This is a genomic window from Pseudomonas sp. NPDC087358, from assembly GCF_044900785.1.
Classification (GTDB): Bacteria; Pseudomonadota; Gammaproteobacteria; order Pseudomonadales; family Pseudomonadaceae; genus Aquipseudomonas.
Window position 1 is genome coordinate 332,194 of sequence record NZ_JBJDOA010000005.1, and the last position, 14,532, is coordinate 346,725.

The following is a 14,532-nucleotide window of genomic DNA, read 5'->3' on the forward strand; positions in this document are numbered from 1 at the left end:
CTGCGCCTTGCGCATGGATGGGGTATGTCCGATGAATAACAACAAGACCGACTTCGCCTACCAGATGGTGTACCGCTATCTGTCCCGGCTGACCAACGAACTGCCCGCCGGCCCGGCGGTCAAGTTGCCGTCCTTGCGCTTGCTCGCCCGGCGTCTGCGGGTGTCTATCTCCACGGTGCAGAACGCCTACTCGCTGCTGGAAAAAGAGGGCAGGATCTGTTCGGTGCCCAAGTCAGGCTATTACGCATTGCCGCAGTCCTCTGCAGACCTCAAGTGCGAAGGCAAGGACCTGCTGGAGCGGTATCAGGCCAGCGCTCGACGCACGGACATGTTCATTTTCGCCGCCGATGAGCCAGCACTGTTGCAGTCGCTGGATGGCCCCTTGCTGAGCCTTGAGCGAGACCTGATGCGCCATTATCCCTGTCAGCCCGATCCGCGCTTTCAGCCGTTCGGCGATTTCGAGCTGCGCACCGCGCTGGCGGCCTACTACACCTCATCGACCACACGTTGCTGGCATCCGGATAACGTGTTCATCGGCCCGGACAAGACCGCCGTGTTGAAAACCGTGCTCAAGGCGCTGCAGTTGCGCGACGGCGCCGTGCTGGTGGAGTCACCCTGTGGCTGGAGCATCCTGCGTACGCTGCAATCCTTTGGCATTCGCGTGATCGAGTTGTGCGCCGACGCGACCGGCGCCATCGACACCGATGAGCTCAATGGCTTGCTGCGCCTGGGAGACGTGAAGATGGCCATCCTTTCGTCGCGCATGGACCCGGTCCGGGGGCGGATCATGGCGCCGGAACAGCGTAAACGTCTGGCCCAGGTATTGAACCGGCATCGATTATGGGTGCTGGAGAACGACAGCCGCGGAGAGCTGTGCTTCCAGGAAAAATGCAGTCCTTTGCGCGACCTGATCGACCCGCAGCGGCTGTTGATCCTCGGCTCGTTCGAGAAAACCATCGGCCTTGAGGCACCGTTCGGCTATCTGCTGAGCCGCCACTCCCTGCCGTTGTGGCACCAGCAGATGCTGCTGCGCTCGTTTCGCCTGCCGCCCCTGCGGCAGAAGGCCATCGCCCGGCTGTATGGCTCTGGCCAGTTGGACCGTCATCTGCAAGGGTTTCGTCACTGCCTGCAGGAGCGGGTGGAAAGCCTGGCGACGCTGGTCGATCAATGCCTGAGTGAGCAGGTGCGTTTCGAACGACCGCAGGGCGGCGCGACACTGTGGCTGGAGAGCAGGTATCCGGTGGACATGAACCGGGTGTTCGGGCGCCTTCTGGAGCAACGCATCGTCATTGCGCCGGGTGAGCTGTTCAGCGTGCGCGGCCTGCATCAGCAGAGCCTGTGCCTGAGCAGCGCGACGGATTGGAGCCAGAACATCGAATCGATGCTGGTGACGATCAAGAATGCGTTAGTGCAGGAACGGGTCATGTAGCGGGCAGACCCTGCAAACCGGCGTGCTGGCCAATGCGCGGGCCCCAGTCAGCAGGGGGATGACTGACGCTCCACACTCGCGAGCCAGCCCGATTGCAAAGCCATCGGTTCGGCACGGATCGCGGTCGCCATCAGCCCGGCCAAGCCGTCGATCCATTTCCGTTTGCCATCAGGCGCAGACACCTGTTATCTGTACGTCCGTCCAGTACCGCGTTCTTACGGCCAATGCCTGCAGTGACCTTGAGTCTACCCCTCCCACCCGATAGCTCCCCGGCCGCAAACCCGCTGCCGTGCGCGCCGGCCGCCCCGGCGGTGGACCCGCAAACCGGGTACACGGTGGCCGTGCGGGCATTGTGCGAGTTCACCGCCAAGGCCGGGGACCTGGACCTGCGCTTCACCCCATCGCCCAGTGCTCAGGAAGGCATTGCAGGCCACCGCACGGTAGCCACGCGACGTGGTGCGCAGTATCAGGCCGAAGTGGCGTTGTCCGGTACATTTCACGAATTGACCGTGCGCGGCCGGGCCGACGGTTACGACCCAGCGCTCAATCAACTTGAAGAAGTGAAGACCTATCGCGGCGACCTCGACAGCCTGCCCGCCAATCACCGGCAGCTGCATTGGGCCCAGGCCAAGGTCTACGGCTGGCTGATCTGTCAGCAGCTGCAACTGCCCGAAGTGCACATCGCCCTGGTGTATTTCAACATCGTCAGCGAACAGGAAACCCTGATCCGCGAGCGCTACACGGCGGCGCAGCTGCAAGGTTTTTTCGAGGGCCAATGCGCGATATTCCTGCAATGGGCGCGTCAGGAGATGGCCCATGTCCAGGCGCGTAATCGGGCATTGACCGAACTCAAGTTTCCTCATGCCGGTTTTCGCAGCGGCCAGCGGGTACTGGCCGAATCGGTCTACAAGGCGGTCAGTACCGGGCGTTGCCTGATGGCGCAGGCGCCCACGGGTATCGGCAAGACCATCGGCACGGTGTTCCCGCTGCTCAAGGCGGCGCCGAGCCAGAAGCTGGACAAGGTGTTCTACCTGACCGCCAAGACGCCAGGGCGCAAGCTCGCCCTGGATGCGTTGAGCGTGATCGGTCACAGCGCCCCGCACCTCAAGTTGCGCGTGCTGGAACTGGTGGCGCGGGACAAGGCCTGTGAATACCCCGAGAACGCCTGCAACGGTGATTCCTGTCCGTTGGCCAAGGGGTTCTATGACCGATTACCCGCAGCGCGCAGCGAGGCAACGGTCAGTCCGGGGCTGGATCAGGCCGGGCTGCGCGAAGTCGCCCTGCGGCATCAGGTGTGCCCGTACTACCTGAGCCAGGAAATGGCGCGCTGGTCGGACGTGGTCATTGCCGACTACAACTACTACTTCGACCTGAGCGCCTTGCTCTTCGGCCTTTGCCAGTTCAACCAGTGGCGCGTTGCGGTACTGGTGGACGAGGCGCACAACATGGTCGAGCGGGCGCGCCAGATGTACAGCGCAGGCCTTGATCAACACAGCATGAATCAGGTTCGGCACAGCGCGCCGGAGCCTGTGAAAAAAGCGCTGCAGCGGCTCAACCGCGAATGGAATGCACTGCACAAGGAGCAACTGGCGGCGTACCAGGCCTATCCCGCCACGCCGACGAAATTCCTCGCCAGCCTCAACCTGTGCATCGCTGCGTTTGGCGATTACTTCAATGACAATCCGCACGCGGCCAATGGCCCGTTGCAGAGCTTCTACTTCGAAGCGATTCAGTTCGGGCGCATCGCGGAACTGTTCGACGAGCATTACCTGTTCGACATCAGCAAGCGCGAACTAGGCAGCAAAGCACTGTCCAGGCTAACCCTGCGCAATGTCGTGCCTGCCGCTTTCATCCGCCCGCGCCTGAGCGCCGCGCGCAGCACTGTGCTGTTTTCCGCCACGCTCAATCCTCGCCACTACTACCGCGACTTGCTGGGTCTGCCGGACAACACCGCCTGGGTCGATGTCGAGTCGCCGTTTCAGCGCTCGCAGCTGGAGGTGCACATCGTCAGCCGCATCTCTACCCGCTACAACCATCGTCAGGCGTCGCTGGCGCCCATCGTCGAGCTGATGGCCGGGCAGTTCCAGGCGCGAGCAGGCAACTACCTGGCGTTTTTCAGCAGCTTCGACTATCTGCAGCAAGTCGCCGAGCTGATGGCCGCCACGCACCCGCAGATCCCCATGTGGCAGCAGTCGCGCGGCATGGGCGAGGCTGATCGGCAGGCGTTCCTCGAGCGCTTCACCGCCCACAGCCAGGGCATCGGCTTTGCCGTGTTGGGCGGCGCTTTCGGCGAAGGCATTGACCTTCCGGGCGCGCGATTGATCGGCGCGTTCATCGCCACCCTGGGACTTGCACAGATCAACCCGATCAACGAGCAACTTAAACAGCGCATGGGCCTGTTGTTTGGCGCTGGTTACGACTACACCTATCTCTACCCCGGCATGCAGAAAGTGGTGCAGGCAGCAGGCAGGGTGATTCGTGGACAGGACGATCGCGGCGTGGTGATGCTGATCGATGACCGCTTTGCCGAGCGCAGGATTCAGCAGTTGCTGCCCGCCTGGTGGCAGCTGTGAAACAGGCGCGGTATTTGTCTCAACGGTTTACGGATCGATAGCCGAGCAGGGTGGTCCAACTGCCAGTAAACTGCCGCGCAGTAGATGTTTGCAGGCCTGTGGCCTGCCTCGCCGGGCCTATTTTTTCCATCCACGGAGGTTTCGCATGAGTATCAGTCCATTCGCGGGCAAATTGGCGCCTGCAGAATTGCTGGTCGATCTTCCTCGTCTGCTGACGGCGTACTACACCGGTCAGCCGGACGCCTCGGTTGCCACCCAGCGGGTTTCCTTTGGCACGTCCGGTCATCGTGGCAGCTCGCTTGAGCTGAGCTTCAACGAGTGGCACGTGCTGGCCATCAGTCAGGCGATCTGCCTGTACCGTCAGGCCCATAACATCAACGGCCCGTTGTTCCTCGGTGCCGATACCCACGCCTTGTCTACGCCCGCTGCCGCGTCTGCGCTGGAGGTGCTGGCGGCCAATGGCGTCAACGTGATGATTTCCAAAGGCGACGAGTACACGCCCACGCCGGCCGTGTCACACGCCATCATTTGCTACAACCGCGGCCGTTCCTCAGGCCTGGCCGACGGTATTGTCATCACCCCGTCGCACAACCCGCCGGAAAGCGGCGGCTTCAAATACAACCCAACCAACGGCGGCCCGGCTGACTCCGATATCACCAAGTGGATCGAGAACAAGGCCAACGAACTGCTGGCCGAGAAAATCGTCGGCGTGACCCGCATGAGCCTGGAAAAGGCGCTCAAGGCCGACACCACTCACCATCATGACTACCTAAATACCTACGTCGCCGACCTGAAAAACGTCATCGACATGGACGCCATTCGCGGCGCCGGTCTGCGTCTGGGTGTCGACCCGCTGGGCGGGGCAGGCGTGCATTACTGGTCAGCGATCGGTGAGCAATACGGCCTGAACCTTGAGGTGGTGAACAAGTTCGTCGACCCGACCTTCCGCTTCATGAGTGTCGATTGGGACGGCAAGATCCGCATGGACCCGTCATCCAACTTTGCAATGCAGGGCCTGATCGGGCTCAAGGACCGTTTCCAGGTGGCGTTTGCCTGCGACCCGGACCACGACCGCCACGGCATCGTCACCCCAACCGGCGGCCTGCTGGCACCCAACAACTATCTGGCGGTGTGCATCGACTACCTGTTTCAGAATCGCCCTCAATGGCGCGCCGATGCGGCCGTCGGCAAGACCGTGGTCAGCAGCGGCATGATCGACCGCGTGACTCAGCGCCTGGGTCGTCGCCTGTACGAAGTGCCGGTGGGTTTCAAATTCTTCGCCCAGGGGTTGTACGAAGGCTCGCTGGGTTTTGGCGGCGAGGAGAGCGCGGGTGCGTCATTCCTGCGTCGCGACGGTACAGTCTGGACCACCGACAAGGACGGTTTGATTCCGGCGCTGTTGGCCGCTGAAATCCGTGCGCGCAAGGACCGTGACCCAAGCGAAATGTACAAGGCGCTGACCGATGAGTTGGGCGAGCCGGTATCGACCCGGGTCGAGGCCAAGGCGACCTTCCAACAGAAAGCGGCGTTGAGCAAACTGTCGCCGGAGCAGGTGACCTCCACCGAGCTTGCGGGCGAGAAGATCACCGGCATCCTGAGCAAGGCGCCGGGCAACGATCAAGCCATTGGCGGTCTGAAAGTCATGACCGAAAACGGCTGGTTCGCTGCGCGTCCTTCAGGCACCGAGGACATCTACAAGATCTACGCCGAAAGCTTCAAGGGCGAGGATCACCTCCAGCGCCTGGTGGCCGAGGCGCAGGTGCTGGTTGATACGGCGATTGCGGCCAAGTAATTCAGGTCCCGGCGCTAAGAACGACGTGATGGAGGGCGGCCGCGAGTGGGGTTGCGCCTGCTTCCCGTCGGCCTGAAGCACAGCAATAAAAAGCCCCGACTTCTCACGAAATCGGGGCTTTTGTTTTCCGGCGTAAGCGTCAGCCAATGATCAAGCGACATCCACCAGCACGATCTCGCTGTCTTCGATGGCCGTTACCCGCAGGACGCGCTCATCCTCAACCGCCACACCATCGCGGGCCTGGGCACGCAGGCCGTTGACTTCGATGACACCGGTGGCTGGCACCAGGTAAGCACGACGCCCTGCATCGAGCACGTACTCGGCCGTTTCACCGGCTTTGATGTTCGCTGCAACCAGCCGGGCGTTGGCGCGGATGCGCAGTTCGATGTCATCGTCCTTCTTGCCGCTGGCCAGGGTCACGAAGCCTTCGCGATTGCCTTTGGGGAACGGCTTGGCACCCCAGGAAGGCGGCGCGCCAACTTCGTCGGGCATGATCCAGATCTGGAAAATGCGCGTCTCCTTGGACTCCAGATTGTATTCACTGTGCGCAACGCCGGTGCCCGCACTCATCACCTGAACATCACCGGCTTCGGTCCGACCGCGGTTGCCGAGGCTGTCTTCGTGAGTGATAGCACCTTCACGAACGTAGGTGATGATCTCCATGTCGCGGTGCGGGTGACGCGGGAAGCCGGTGCCGGCCTCGATCACGTCATCATTCCACACCCGCAACTGGCCCCAGCTCATGCGGCTTGGGTCGTAGTAGTTGGCGAACGAGAAGTGGTGATGGGCATTGAGCCAGCCGTGGTCAGCGCCGCCAAGGGATTTGAAAGGTCGAAGTTGCAGCATGATCAGTTCCTCCATTGCAGGGCCGGCATAAGCAGCAGCGCCGCGGGTGATGACTCTTCAGTCGATGGAGCAATGATCTATCAAAGTTATATCGATAAAAAGCGTAAGTTTTGCGTCATTCCAATCGATAAATTGAATGTAACTGTGCTTTCACTGTTAGTGAACAGCCTGCAGTTGATCGGCTAAGCCCATGAGCGCAAAGCATTTCGCTGGAGGTTGACGGCAAATGGGGCGACCATAGGCGCCTTCTCGTCAAAGCTGATTTCCGGAGCCTGCGTGTCGCACGATTTTCCTGCCGAGCTACCCCCTGAGGCTGCACACGATCTGCCACCTGACCTGAGCGCGCCTGAACGTCTGCCGTGGCTCAAGCGTCTGCTGGCGCGAATGATGGGCCGCGGGCTGTCGCGTATACAGGCCCAGCATGTACCTTCCTGGCGTCAGGGCCATGCCGACGGTTACCTCAATGGTCACGTCGAGGGCATGAACGAGGGGTACGCCGAAGGCCGTCTGGATGGCGTCGAAGAGGGCCGGCGAGTACTGGTGATTCGTGACACTCGCCCGCTCGAACATCGCGGCCCCAGGGTTGACGATCACCTGTTCGACGACTGGCGCCTGCCGCTGAGCAATGAGCTGAAAAAACGCATCAAGGCTGACGTCGCGGAGAAACTGCCCGCACACAACCAGCCGACTGCGGCGCAGTGGAAGATGATCTTCAGCGACACGCCGTCGACCTACGTCATCGCCGGTGCGGGCGCGGGAAAATCGACGTCTTTGGTATTGCGGGTGTTGCTGCTCAACCACTATCTGGGGTTCGAGCTGGATTCGATGACGGTGGTGACCTTCACCCGTGAGTCGCGCAAGGACTTCATCAACAAGCTGATCGGGATCATGGGCCTGTGGGGGCACGACCTGTCGCTGCGTCAGGCCCGTGAAGTGGTGCGCACTTTTCATTCGCGCATCCTGCCGCTGGTGCGCAGCCTGCCGGGCTTCGAGCAGTTGCAGGCCTTCGAGAACCTCAGCAGTCAGAGCGGCAATCTGTTGGAGGATGCCGGCGAAAGCAACCCGTTCGATCTGCGGATCAACGATGCCCAGCGCCAGCAGATGAACCTGTGCTATCGCGATCTGTACGCCGCCAATCCGCGCTTTCGTGAGGTGATGGCGCCGTTGTACCGGCATTCGTTGCAGCTCAAGGAGCTTGATCGCGACCACCCGGACGTGCAGAAACGCATCACGGTCATGGGCCTGTCCAGCAAACGTGACGAAGAGCTGTGCGACGTCATCGAGGACCTGTGGATTCGCGCCGGTGCCTGGCCGATCCAGGGGGTCGAGCCGATGCGTCAGAGCGTCGAGGTCAGTGGCCTGGAATTTCATGTGCATGGTTACGCCGCCGAGCTGGACGCCTGGATCGTGCTCGGGTTTGACCCGAGTGAAGATCAACACTTGCGCCGACCGGACGCCAAGCTGCCGGTCTGGGCCGAGTGGGTGATAAAACGCACGTTGTTCCAGGCGTTTTGCCGCAAACCGGTGATCTGGCTGGAAAACTACCAGGCCTCGCGCGGCATGATGCAGTCTTTGTCGGGCGCCGCCGCGGCCGGCCCTGGCTTCGATTACAAGGTCAAGGGCGAGCTGAGCGCGGCGCCGCTGCTGGACTGTTTTGTGGCCGCTGCCGGGTTCATCGAAAACCTGGGGCTGGACGTCCCCGACGCCGTGGCCGGGATGAGTTTCTCGGATCAGGATCCTGACCGCTTTTTCTTCGAAGCCCTGAGCCTGTTCTGGAAAGCCTTCGAAGACCATCTGCTGGACCAGACCCCGCCGGTGATGACCTACAACCGGATGTTTTCACTGTTTGGCGAGAAGTCGCCGGAGAACCTCAAGCTGGTCAGCGACGAGGGATTGCGCCCGCTGTCGCATTTGATGATTGACGAGTTTCAGGATGTGTCGCCGCAGATCGTCTCCTGGATTCGGGCCAGTCTTCGCGAGGTTCGCAGCCGCGGCTCGGCCCTGCATGTGGGCCGGGGTGCGCAGCGTTCATCGCTGTTATGTGTCGGCGATGACTGGCAGTCGATCTACGGCTGGCGCGGCAGCTCGCCGAAGTTCTTCATGGAATTCCCCAAGGAGTTTTCCTCGCCGGGCACCACCAAGGTCATGCTCAGCGACAACTTCCGCAGCCACCAACACATCATCGATGCCGCCGAGCACATCGTCCGCGCGGCGCCGGCCATCAGCGGCAAGAAAGCCAGGGCCAGCGGACCGAATCAGGAATTGTTACCGGTGACTGTACTTGACCGCGATGACGAGCGGCTGGTGGCCAGTCTGATCGAGCACTACAACGCCGGCGACTCGGTGTTGCTGCTGTACCGCAAAGGCAGCGAGCGCAGCAAACTTCCCCAGGCGCTGCAGACAGTGGTCGATGCCGATTACGCCTTGCCACCGGCTGAGCGGCGTCTGAAGCAGTTGACCTACCACAGCGCCAAGGGGCTGCAAGCCGATGCGGTGTTCCTGCTCGGGGATTGCCAGCACCTGACCCAGTCACCCTACAAAAACCAGGTCTATCAGTTGGCCGGGCTGGGCAAGGAGGGTGATCTGGAGGCGTTCGATAACGCACAAAAGGACGAAGTCCTGCGTCTGGCGTACGTGGCGATTACCCGAGCGGTTCGCCATTGTTACTGGTTCATCGACGCCACCGGCAATGACGATGCCGCCGTGCCGAAGGCATCCGCACGGATTGCCGCAGACAAGGCGTTTTTCGAGGATCGGCGCGGGTCGGCGCTGGAGCAGCACTGATCTTGAACCGGTAGCAGCGCGGCTTGCCGCCGGTAGCGATTTTAACGACGCCACTGCCGGCAAGCCGTGCTGCTACAGATCAACGTGGTGGGCTCAGGCGCGGTTCAGGTAGAGGGTTTGCTGCGGGGCGAAGGTTTCCAGCTCAAGCTCGATAGCTTCGATGATGCGCTCAACGTCCATCGCGTTCATCACGGTGGCGCAGGGGATTGCGGCAATCGCAATCACCGTTTCACCGCTGGCACGATCGAACAGGCGCGCAACCATGCTGCTGGGCGCATCCATGTTGGCTTCAAAGCCCACGGGATGAAAATGCCAGCGCATCAGCTGGCAAGCGTTGGGAAATGTGACTTTGTTCATGGGGCCCACCTCGTTCAATCGAGCAATTCCAAAGCTCCGCAGGGCAGGAAAACAGTGTCTGTGCATCGGCTTCGAGGGACGGCGCAACACGTATGCCAAAGCACAGCGGTGCATTTTTCTGTCCTGCGTTCATCGAAGCGCTGATCCACAGCTCACGAGTCAAATAAAGGTAGCACCGAGTTCTGACAAAAAGGCGAAAAAAGTCCGGTTGACCGGAAACTTTACGCTTCTTTGATGCACATCATGTTCCTTTATGCCTGGATGGTATTTAAGGCCATTGCTGAATCGTTATTTTCAAATAAGGCATAGCGCCAGTAGTAGTGCCGATCTTCACCTGGCAGTGCAGATCGCCGGCCGATGATAACCAGCCAATGTGAAAAACAGATGAAAAAATCACAAGTTAGCGCAAGGCCGCAACACTTTATCAGGCAAACGTTTTCCACTCGTAGATTGACGCCAGAAAAACAGCTGTTTTAAAAAAACATTAAAGCCGACTGCATAAACACGCCGTTGCGGCCGATAGCCCGAGAGGCGCAACAAGAAGGCGCGAAGTTGAACTTGGATTGCAGCCATCATTTACCAGCAAGACGACTGAAGTTTCTGGTGTTTGATTCTCCGCACGGATGCACCCAGCCGGATCTTTTATGAGAGACATTCCATGTCGATAAGAAGCATGAACATCGCGCCACGCGCATTCCTCGGGTTTGCCTTCATTGCGGTACTGGTGATCGGGCTGGGCTTTTTCTCGCTCAATCGCATGGCCGTGATCCGCCAGGCCACCACCGACATGGAAGCCAATCAGTTACCCAGCGTGGGTTATCTGGGCAACATGCTGGAGAACACCTTGCGCCTGCGCATCACCTCGTTCCGCACCCTGGTCAATCGCGAGCCCGCCGCGCTGCGCGAAACCGATGCGCGCATTACCGAGCTGATCGGCAAGTTACAGGAGGCGAAAAAGAACTACGCGGTGTTGCCTGCCGAAGGTGAAGAGTTGACGGTGTATCGCCAGTTCGAGGCAACCCTGGCGACCTTCCTCGACGTACAGGCGCAGGTTCTGGATCTGTCGCGTCAGGAAAAGATGGAGGAGATGCGCAACTTGATCAATACGCGCATGAAGGATGCGACTGATCAGATGGGGGTGCAGATCAACCAACTCATTACCATCAACAAAGCCAGTGCCAGTTCAGCCGCGGTTATTTCAAAACAACAGTACGATGGTGCCAATATCGGCGTTATCGGGGTATCGGTGATCGCCGTATTACTCACCATCCTACTTGCCTGGCTGTTGACTAAAAGTATCGTCAACCCGCTGTCTAGAGCTGTGCGCGTCGCGGAAGAAATTGCCGCTGGCAATCTGACCCGCCCGATCGAAGTCGACGGCAGCGATGAGGCTACGCAGTTGTTGAAAGCCTTGGCCACCATGCAGCAGAACTTGCGCCAGACCATCGAACTGATCTCCGGCTCGGCCACGCAACTGGCCTCTGCCGCCGAAGAGTTGAGTGTGGTGACCGAAGAGTCGTCGCGCGGCTTGCAACAGCAGAACAACGAAATCGAGCAGGCCGCTACCGCGGTCAACGAGATGACCGCTGCGGTCGAAGAGGTGGCACGCAATGCCGTCTCGACCTCTGAAGCCTCGCAGCAGTCCAACCAGACGGCGCGTCAGGGGCGTGATCGGGTCATCGAGACGGTCAAGTCGATTCAGGGCATGACCCAGCAGATCCAGGACACCACGGGCCTGGTGGAGGGCCTGGCCGAGCAGGGCCGCGACATCGGCAAGGTGCTGGACGTGATCCGTTCGATCGCCGAGCAGACCAACCTGTTGGCGCTCAACGCTGCGATCGAAGCGGCCAGGGCTGGCGAGGCGGGTCGTGGTTTTGCGGTGGTCGCCGACGAAGTGCGGGCCCTGGCGCATCGCACGGCGCAGTCAACCACCGAGATCGAGCAGATGGTGGCCGGTATTCAGACCCGCACCGGAGATGCCGTCCAGTCCATGTCGCGCAACACCGACAGCACCCGCAACACCCTGAGCCTGGCAAGCTCGGCGGGTGACGCGCTGGAACTCATTACCGAGGCCATTGCCCAGATCAACGAGCGCAACCTGGTGATCGCCAGCGCCTCCGAAGAGCAGGCGCAGGTCTCGCGAGAAGTGGATCGTAATCTGGTCAACATTCGCGACCTGGCAGCCCAGACTGCGGCCGGGGCCAACCAGACCAGCGCCGCCAGCCACGAGCTGTCGCGCCTGGCGGTGGATCTGAAGGCGATGGTGACGCGGTTTGTGATTTGAGGGGCTGATCGCGGCCGTATGTAGGAGTGAGCTTGCTCGCGATACGTCGGCGTCAGACAGCGCAATTTTGTCTGAAACAGCGAAATCGCCAGCAAGCTCACTCCTACAGGTCAGCTGTTCTTCCAGGCTGGGGGGTTTACCAGATTCGCCGGCCGCTCCCCGGCCAGGGCACTGAGCAGGTTGTCCACCGCACAGCGCGCCATCGCTTCGCGTGTCTCGAAAGTGGCCGAGCCCATGTGCGGGGTGGCGACCACATTATCCAGTTGCAGCAATGGCGAATCCGGGGCCAGCGGCTCACGCTCGAACACGTCCAGGCCGGCTGCGCGAATCTGCCCGCTGCGCAAGGCTTGGATCAACGCCTGTTCATCCACCACCTTGCCGCGCGCGATGTTGATGAAGATCGTCTCCGGGCGCATCAGGGCAAATTGCCTGGCGCCGATCAGGCCTTCGGTTTCAGCGGTCAGCGGCAGTGTCAGGCAGACAAAATCGGCTTCCTGCAATAGCGCTTCAAGGCTGCGGTATTGCGCATCGAAGCGCGCTTCCACCGCCGGCTTGGGCGAGTGGCTGTGGTAGATCACCGGCATGCCGAAGCCGAAATGGCCGCGCTGCGCCAACGCCTCGCCAATGCGCCCCATGCCGATGATGCCCAGCTTTTTGCCGTGAACGTCGGTGCCGAAATGCTTGGGCCCGATGTTCTGCGTCCATTGCCCCTGACGGACCATGGTCGCCAGTTCCACCACCCGCCGGGCGCTGGCCATGATCAGGGCAAAGCCGGTGTCGGCGGTGGTCTCGGTCAACACATCCGGGGTATTGCTGAGCAGGATGCCGCGCCGGGTCAGCTCGTCGATATCGTAGTTATCGACGCCCACCGAAACGCTGGAGACCACCTTGAGTCTGGGCGCAAGGTCCAGCAGTTGCGCATCGAGCTTGAGGCTGGCGCCCAGCAGACCATCAGCCTGGGGCAGGGCGTCACGCAGGCGAGCCAGGCCGTCTGCGCTTTTCGGATCTTCGATCAGCGTAACCTGGGCCTGCGCCTGCAGGCGTTCCATCAGCGGCGCCGAGAGCTTCTTGTAGAGAACCACATGCTTGTTCATCAGTTGATTTCCAGATCAGGGATGCGCAGGGGTGCGACGGGCATCGGGCTCATCGCGCACCGGCTTCGTAGTGCTGTCGGGCTTGAGCAGCAGCGTGAGCACGACCGACACCAGCAGCGCGCCGCTCATGAACAGATACGACGCGCTCAAGGTGCCGGTGACGCCGTTGAGATAGCCAACCAGATAGGAACCGGCAAACGAACCCAGCGCCCCCAGGCTGTTGATCAGCGCCATGGCGCCGCCTGCGACGTTGGAGGGGAGGATTTCCGGGACGATGGCAAAAAACGGCCCGTAGGGGGCGTACATGCAGGCACCGGCAATCACCAGCAGCGAATAGGACCACCAGAAATGCTCGGTGCCCAGCGCGTAGGAGCCGTAAAAGGCGATGGCTGCCAGCAGCAGCGGAGGCCAGACGAACAGTTTGCGCTTTTGCAGCTTGTCCGAAGCCCAGGACACCACGACCATGCCGATCACAGCCGCCAGATAGGGCATGGCCGACAACCAGCCGGCTTCGACCATGTCCATTTGCATGCCTTTCTTGATGATGGTAGGCAGCCACAGAACGAAGCCGTAGACGCCGATGCTCCAGCAGAAGTACTGGGCAGCGAGCAGCAGCACTTTTGGCGAGCGGAACGCTTCGGCGTAGTTCTTCACCGGTTTGATCCCGACCTGTTCGGCGTCCAGACGCGCTTGCAGCTCGATCTTTTCTTCTTCGGTGAGCCATTTGGCCTGCGCCGGACGCTCGTCCACCAGACGCCACCAGATGAACGCCCAGATCACCGCGGGCAAACCCTCAACGATAAACATCCAGCGCCAGCTGAAGTGCGCCACCAGATAGCCCGACACCACCGACATCCAGAGCATGGTCACCGGGTTGCCGAGGATCAGCACGGTATTGGCACGCGAACGCTCGGCCTTGGTGAACCAGTAGCACAGGTACACCAGCATCGCCGGCATGACGGCGGCTTCCACCACCCCGAGCATGAAGCGGATGCCGATCAGCATGTAGGCGTTGGAGACGATGCCGGTCAGCGTCGCCAGCGCGCCCCACAGGATCAGGCTGACGAAAATCAGCTTCTTGACGCTCTTTTTCTGCGCGTAGATGGCCCCGGGCACCTGGAAGAAGAAATAACCCAGGAAGAACAGGGCGCCCAGCAGCGACGACATGCCGGGGGTGATGTGCAGGTCTTCGGCCATCCCCGAGGCGGCGGCGAAACCATAATTGGCGCGGTCCAGATAGGCCAGGCTGTAGGTGATGAAGACGATCGGCATGATCAGCAGCCAGCGGCGTTTAAGGCCGGCGTGCTTCACGGTTTCGAGTAGCTTTTCCATGTCGTGCTCCCTGAGCATGTTGTTTTTGTCGCAGCAGGTGA

General features: G+C 60.9%; 9 protein-coding genes and 1 pseudogene. 6 read left to right on the forward strand and 4 right to left on the reverse strand.

Annotated elements, in window-relative coordinates:
- Positions 1 to 31: 31 nt before the first annotated feature.
- The 3 genes from ACI2KS_RS14465 (at position 32) to pgm (ending at position 5,794) form a co-directional block, all read left to right on the forward strand.
- Entirely contained in the window at positions 32 to 1,429 is a 1,398-nt protein-coding gene (locus ACI2KS_RS14465) for a PLP-dependent aminotransferase family protein (RefSeq protein WP_404621286.1), read from the forward strand.
- A gap of 233 nt (positions 1,430 to 1,662) precedes the next feature.
- Positions 1,663 to 4,002, forward strand: a complete 2,340-nt coding sequence (locus ACI2KS_RS14470; RefSeq protein WP_404621288.1) for an ATP-dependent DNA helicase — start codon at positions 1,663 to 1,665, stop codon at positions 4,000 to 4,002.
- A gap of 145 nt (positions 4,003 to 4,147) precedes the next feature.
- A complete protein-coding gene (gene pgm / locus ACI2KS_RS14475) occupies positions 4,148 to 5,794 on the forward strand; it encodes a phosphoglucomutase (alpha-D-glucose-1,6-bisphosphate-dependent) (protein WP_404621290.1) in 1,647 nt (548 codons plus the stop codon).
- Between the two features lie 150 nt (positions 5,795 to 5,944).
- Here pgm and ACI2KS_RS14480 read toward each other — a convergent pair whose 3' ends face one another.
- Entirely contained in the window at positions 5,945 to 6,640 is a 696-nt protein-coding gene (locus tag ACI2KS_RS14480; RefSeq protein WP_404621292.1) for a pirin family protein, read from the reverse strand.
- A gap of 387 nt (positions 6,641 to 7,027) precedes the next feature.
- Between ACI2KS_RS14480 and ACI2KS_RS14485 the strand changes: the two genes are divergently transcribed.
- Positions 7,028 to 9,424 carry a UvrD-helicase domain-containing protein gene (locus tag ACI2KS_RS14485; RefSeq protein ID WP_404621629.1) on the forward strand — a complete coding sequence of 799 codons (2,397 nt, stop codon included), beginning with the start codon at positions 7,028 to 7,030 and terminating at the stop codon, positions 9,422 to 9,424.
- 93 nt (positions 9,425 to 9,517) lie between these two features.
- Here ACI2KS_RS14485 and ACI2KS_RS14490 read toward each other — a convergent pair whose 3' ends face one another.
- Entirely contained in the window at positions 9,518 to 9,799 is a 282-nt protein-coding gene (locus ACI2KS_RS14490) for a DUF1652 domain-containing protein (RefSeq protein WP_404621631.1), read from the reverse strand.
- Between the two features lie 655 nt (positions 9,800 to 10,454).
- Here ACI2KS_RS14490 and ACI2KS_RS14495 point away from each other — a divergent pair.
- Positions 10,455 to 10,928, forward strand: a pseudogene (locus ACI2KS_RS14495) (MCP four helix bundle domain-containing protein); the annotation flags it as partial.
- A 48-nt stretch (positions 10,929 to 10,976) separates the two neighbouring features.
- Positions 10,977 to 12,065, forward strand: a complete 1,089-nt coding sequence (locus ACI2KS_RS14500; protein WP_404621633.1) for a methyl-accepting chemotaxis protein — start codon at positions 10,977 to 10,979, stop codon at positions 12,063 to 12,065.
- Positions 12,066 to 12,175: 110 nt separating this feature from the next.
- Here the strand turns inward: ACI2KS_RS14500 and ACI2KS_RS14505 are convergent, their stop codons facing one another.
- On the reverse strand, positions 12,176 to 13,159 hold the full coding sequence (locus ACI2KS_RS14505) for a 2-hydroxyacid dehydrogenase (protein ID WP_404621293.1): 984 nt from the start codon (positions 13,157 to 13,159) through the stop codon (positions 12,176 to 12,178).
- A gap of 15 nt (positions 13,160 to 13,174) precedes the next feature.
- Positions 13,175 to 14,491: an MFS transporter gene (locus tag ACI2KS_RS14510; protein ID WP_404621295.1), complete on the reverse strand. Its 1,317-nt coding sequence runs from the start codon at positions 14,489 to 14,491 to the stop codon at positions 13,175 to 13,177.
- Between the last annotated feature and the right edge of the window lie 41 nt (positions 14,492 to 14,532).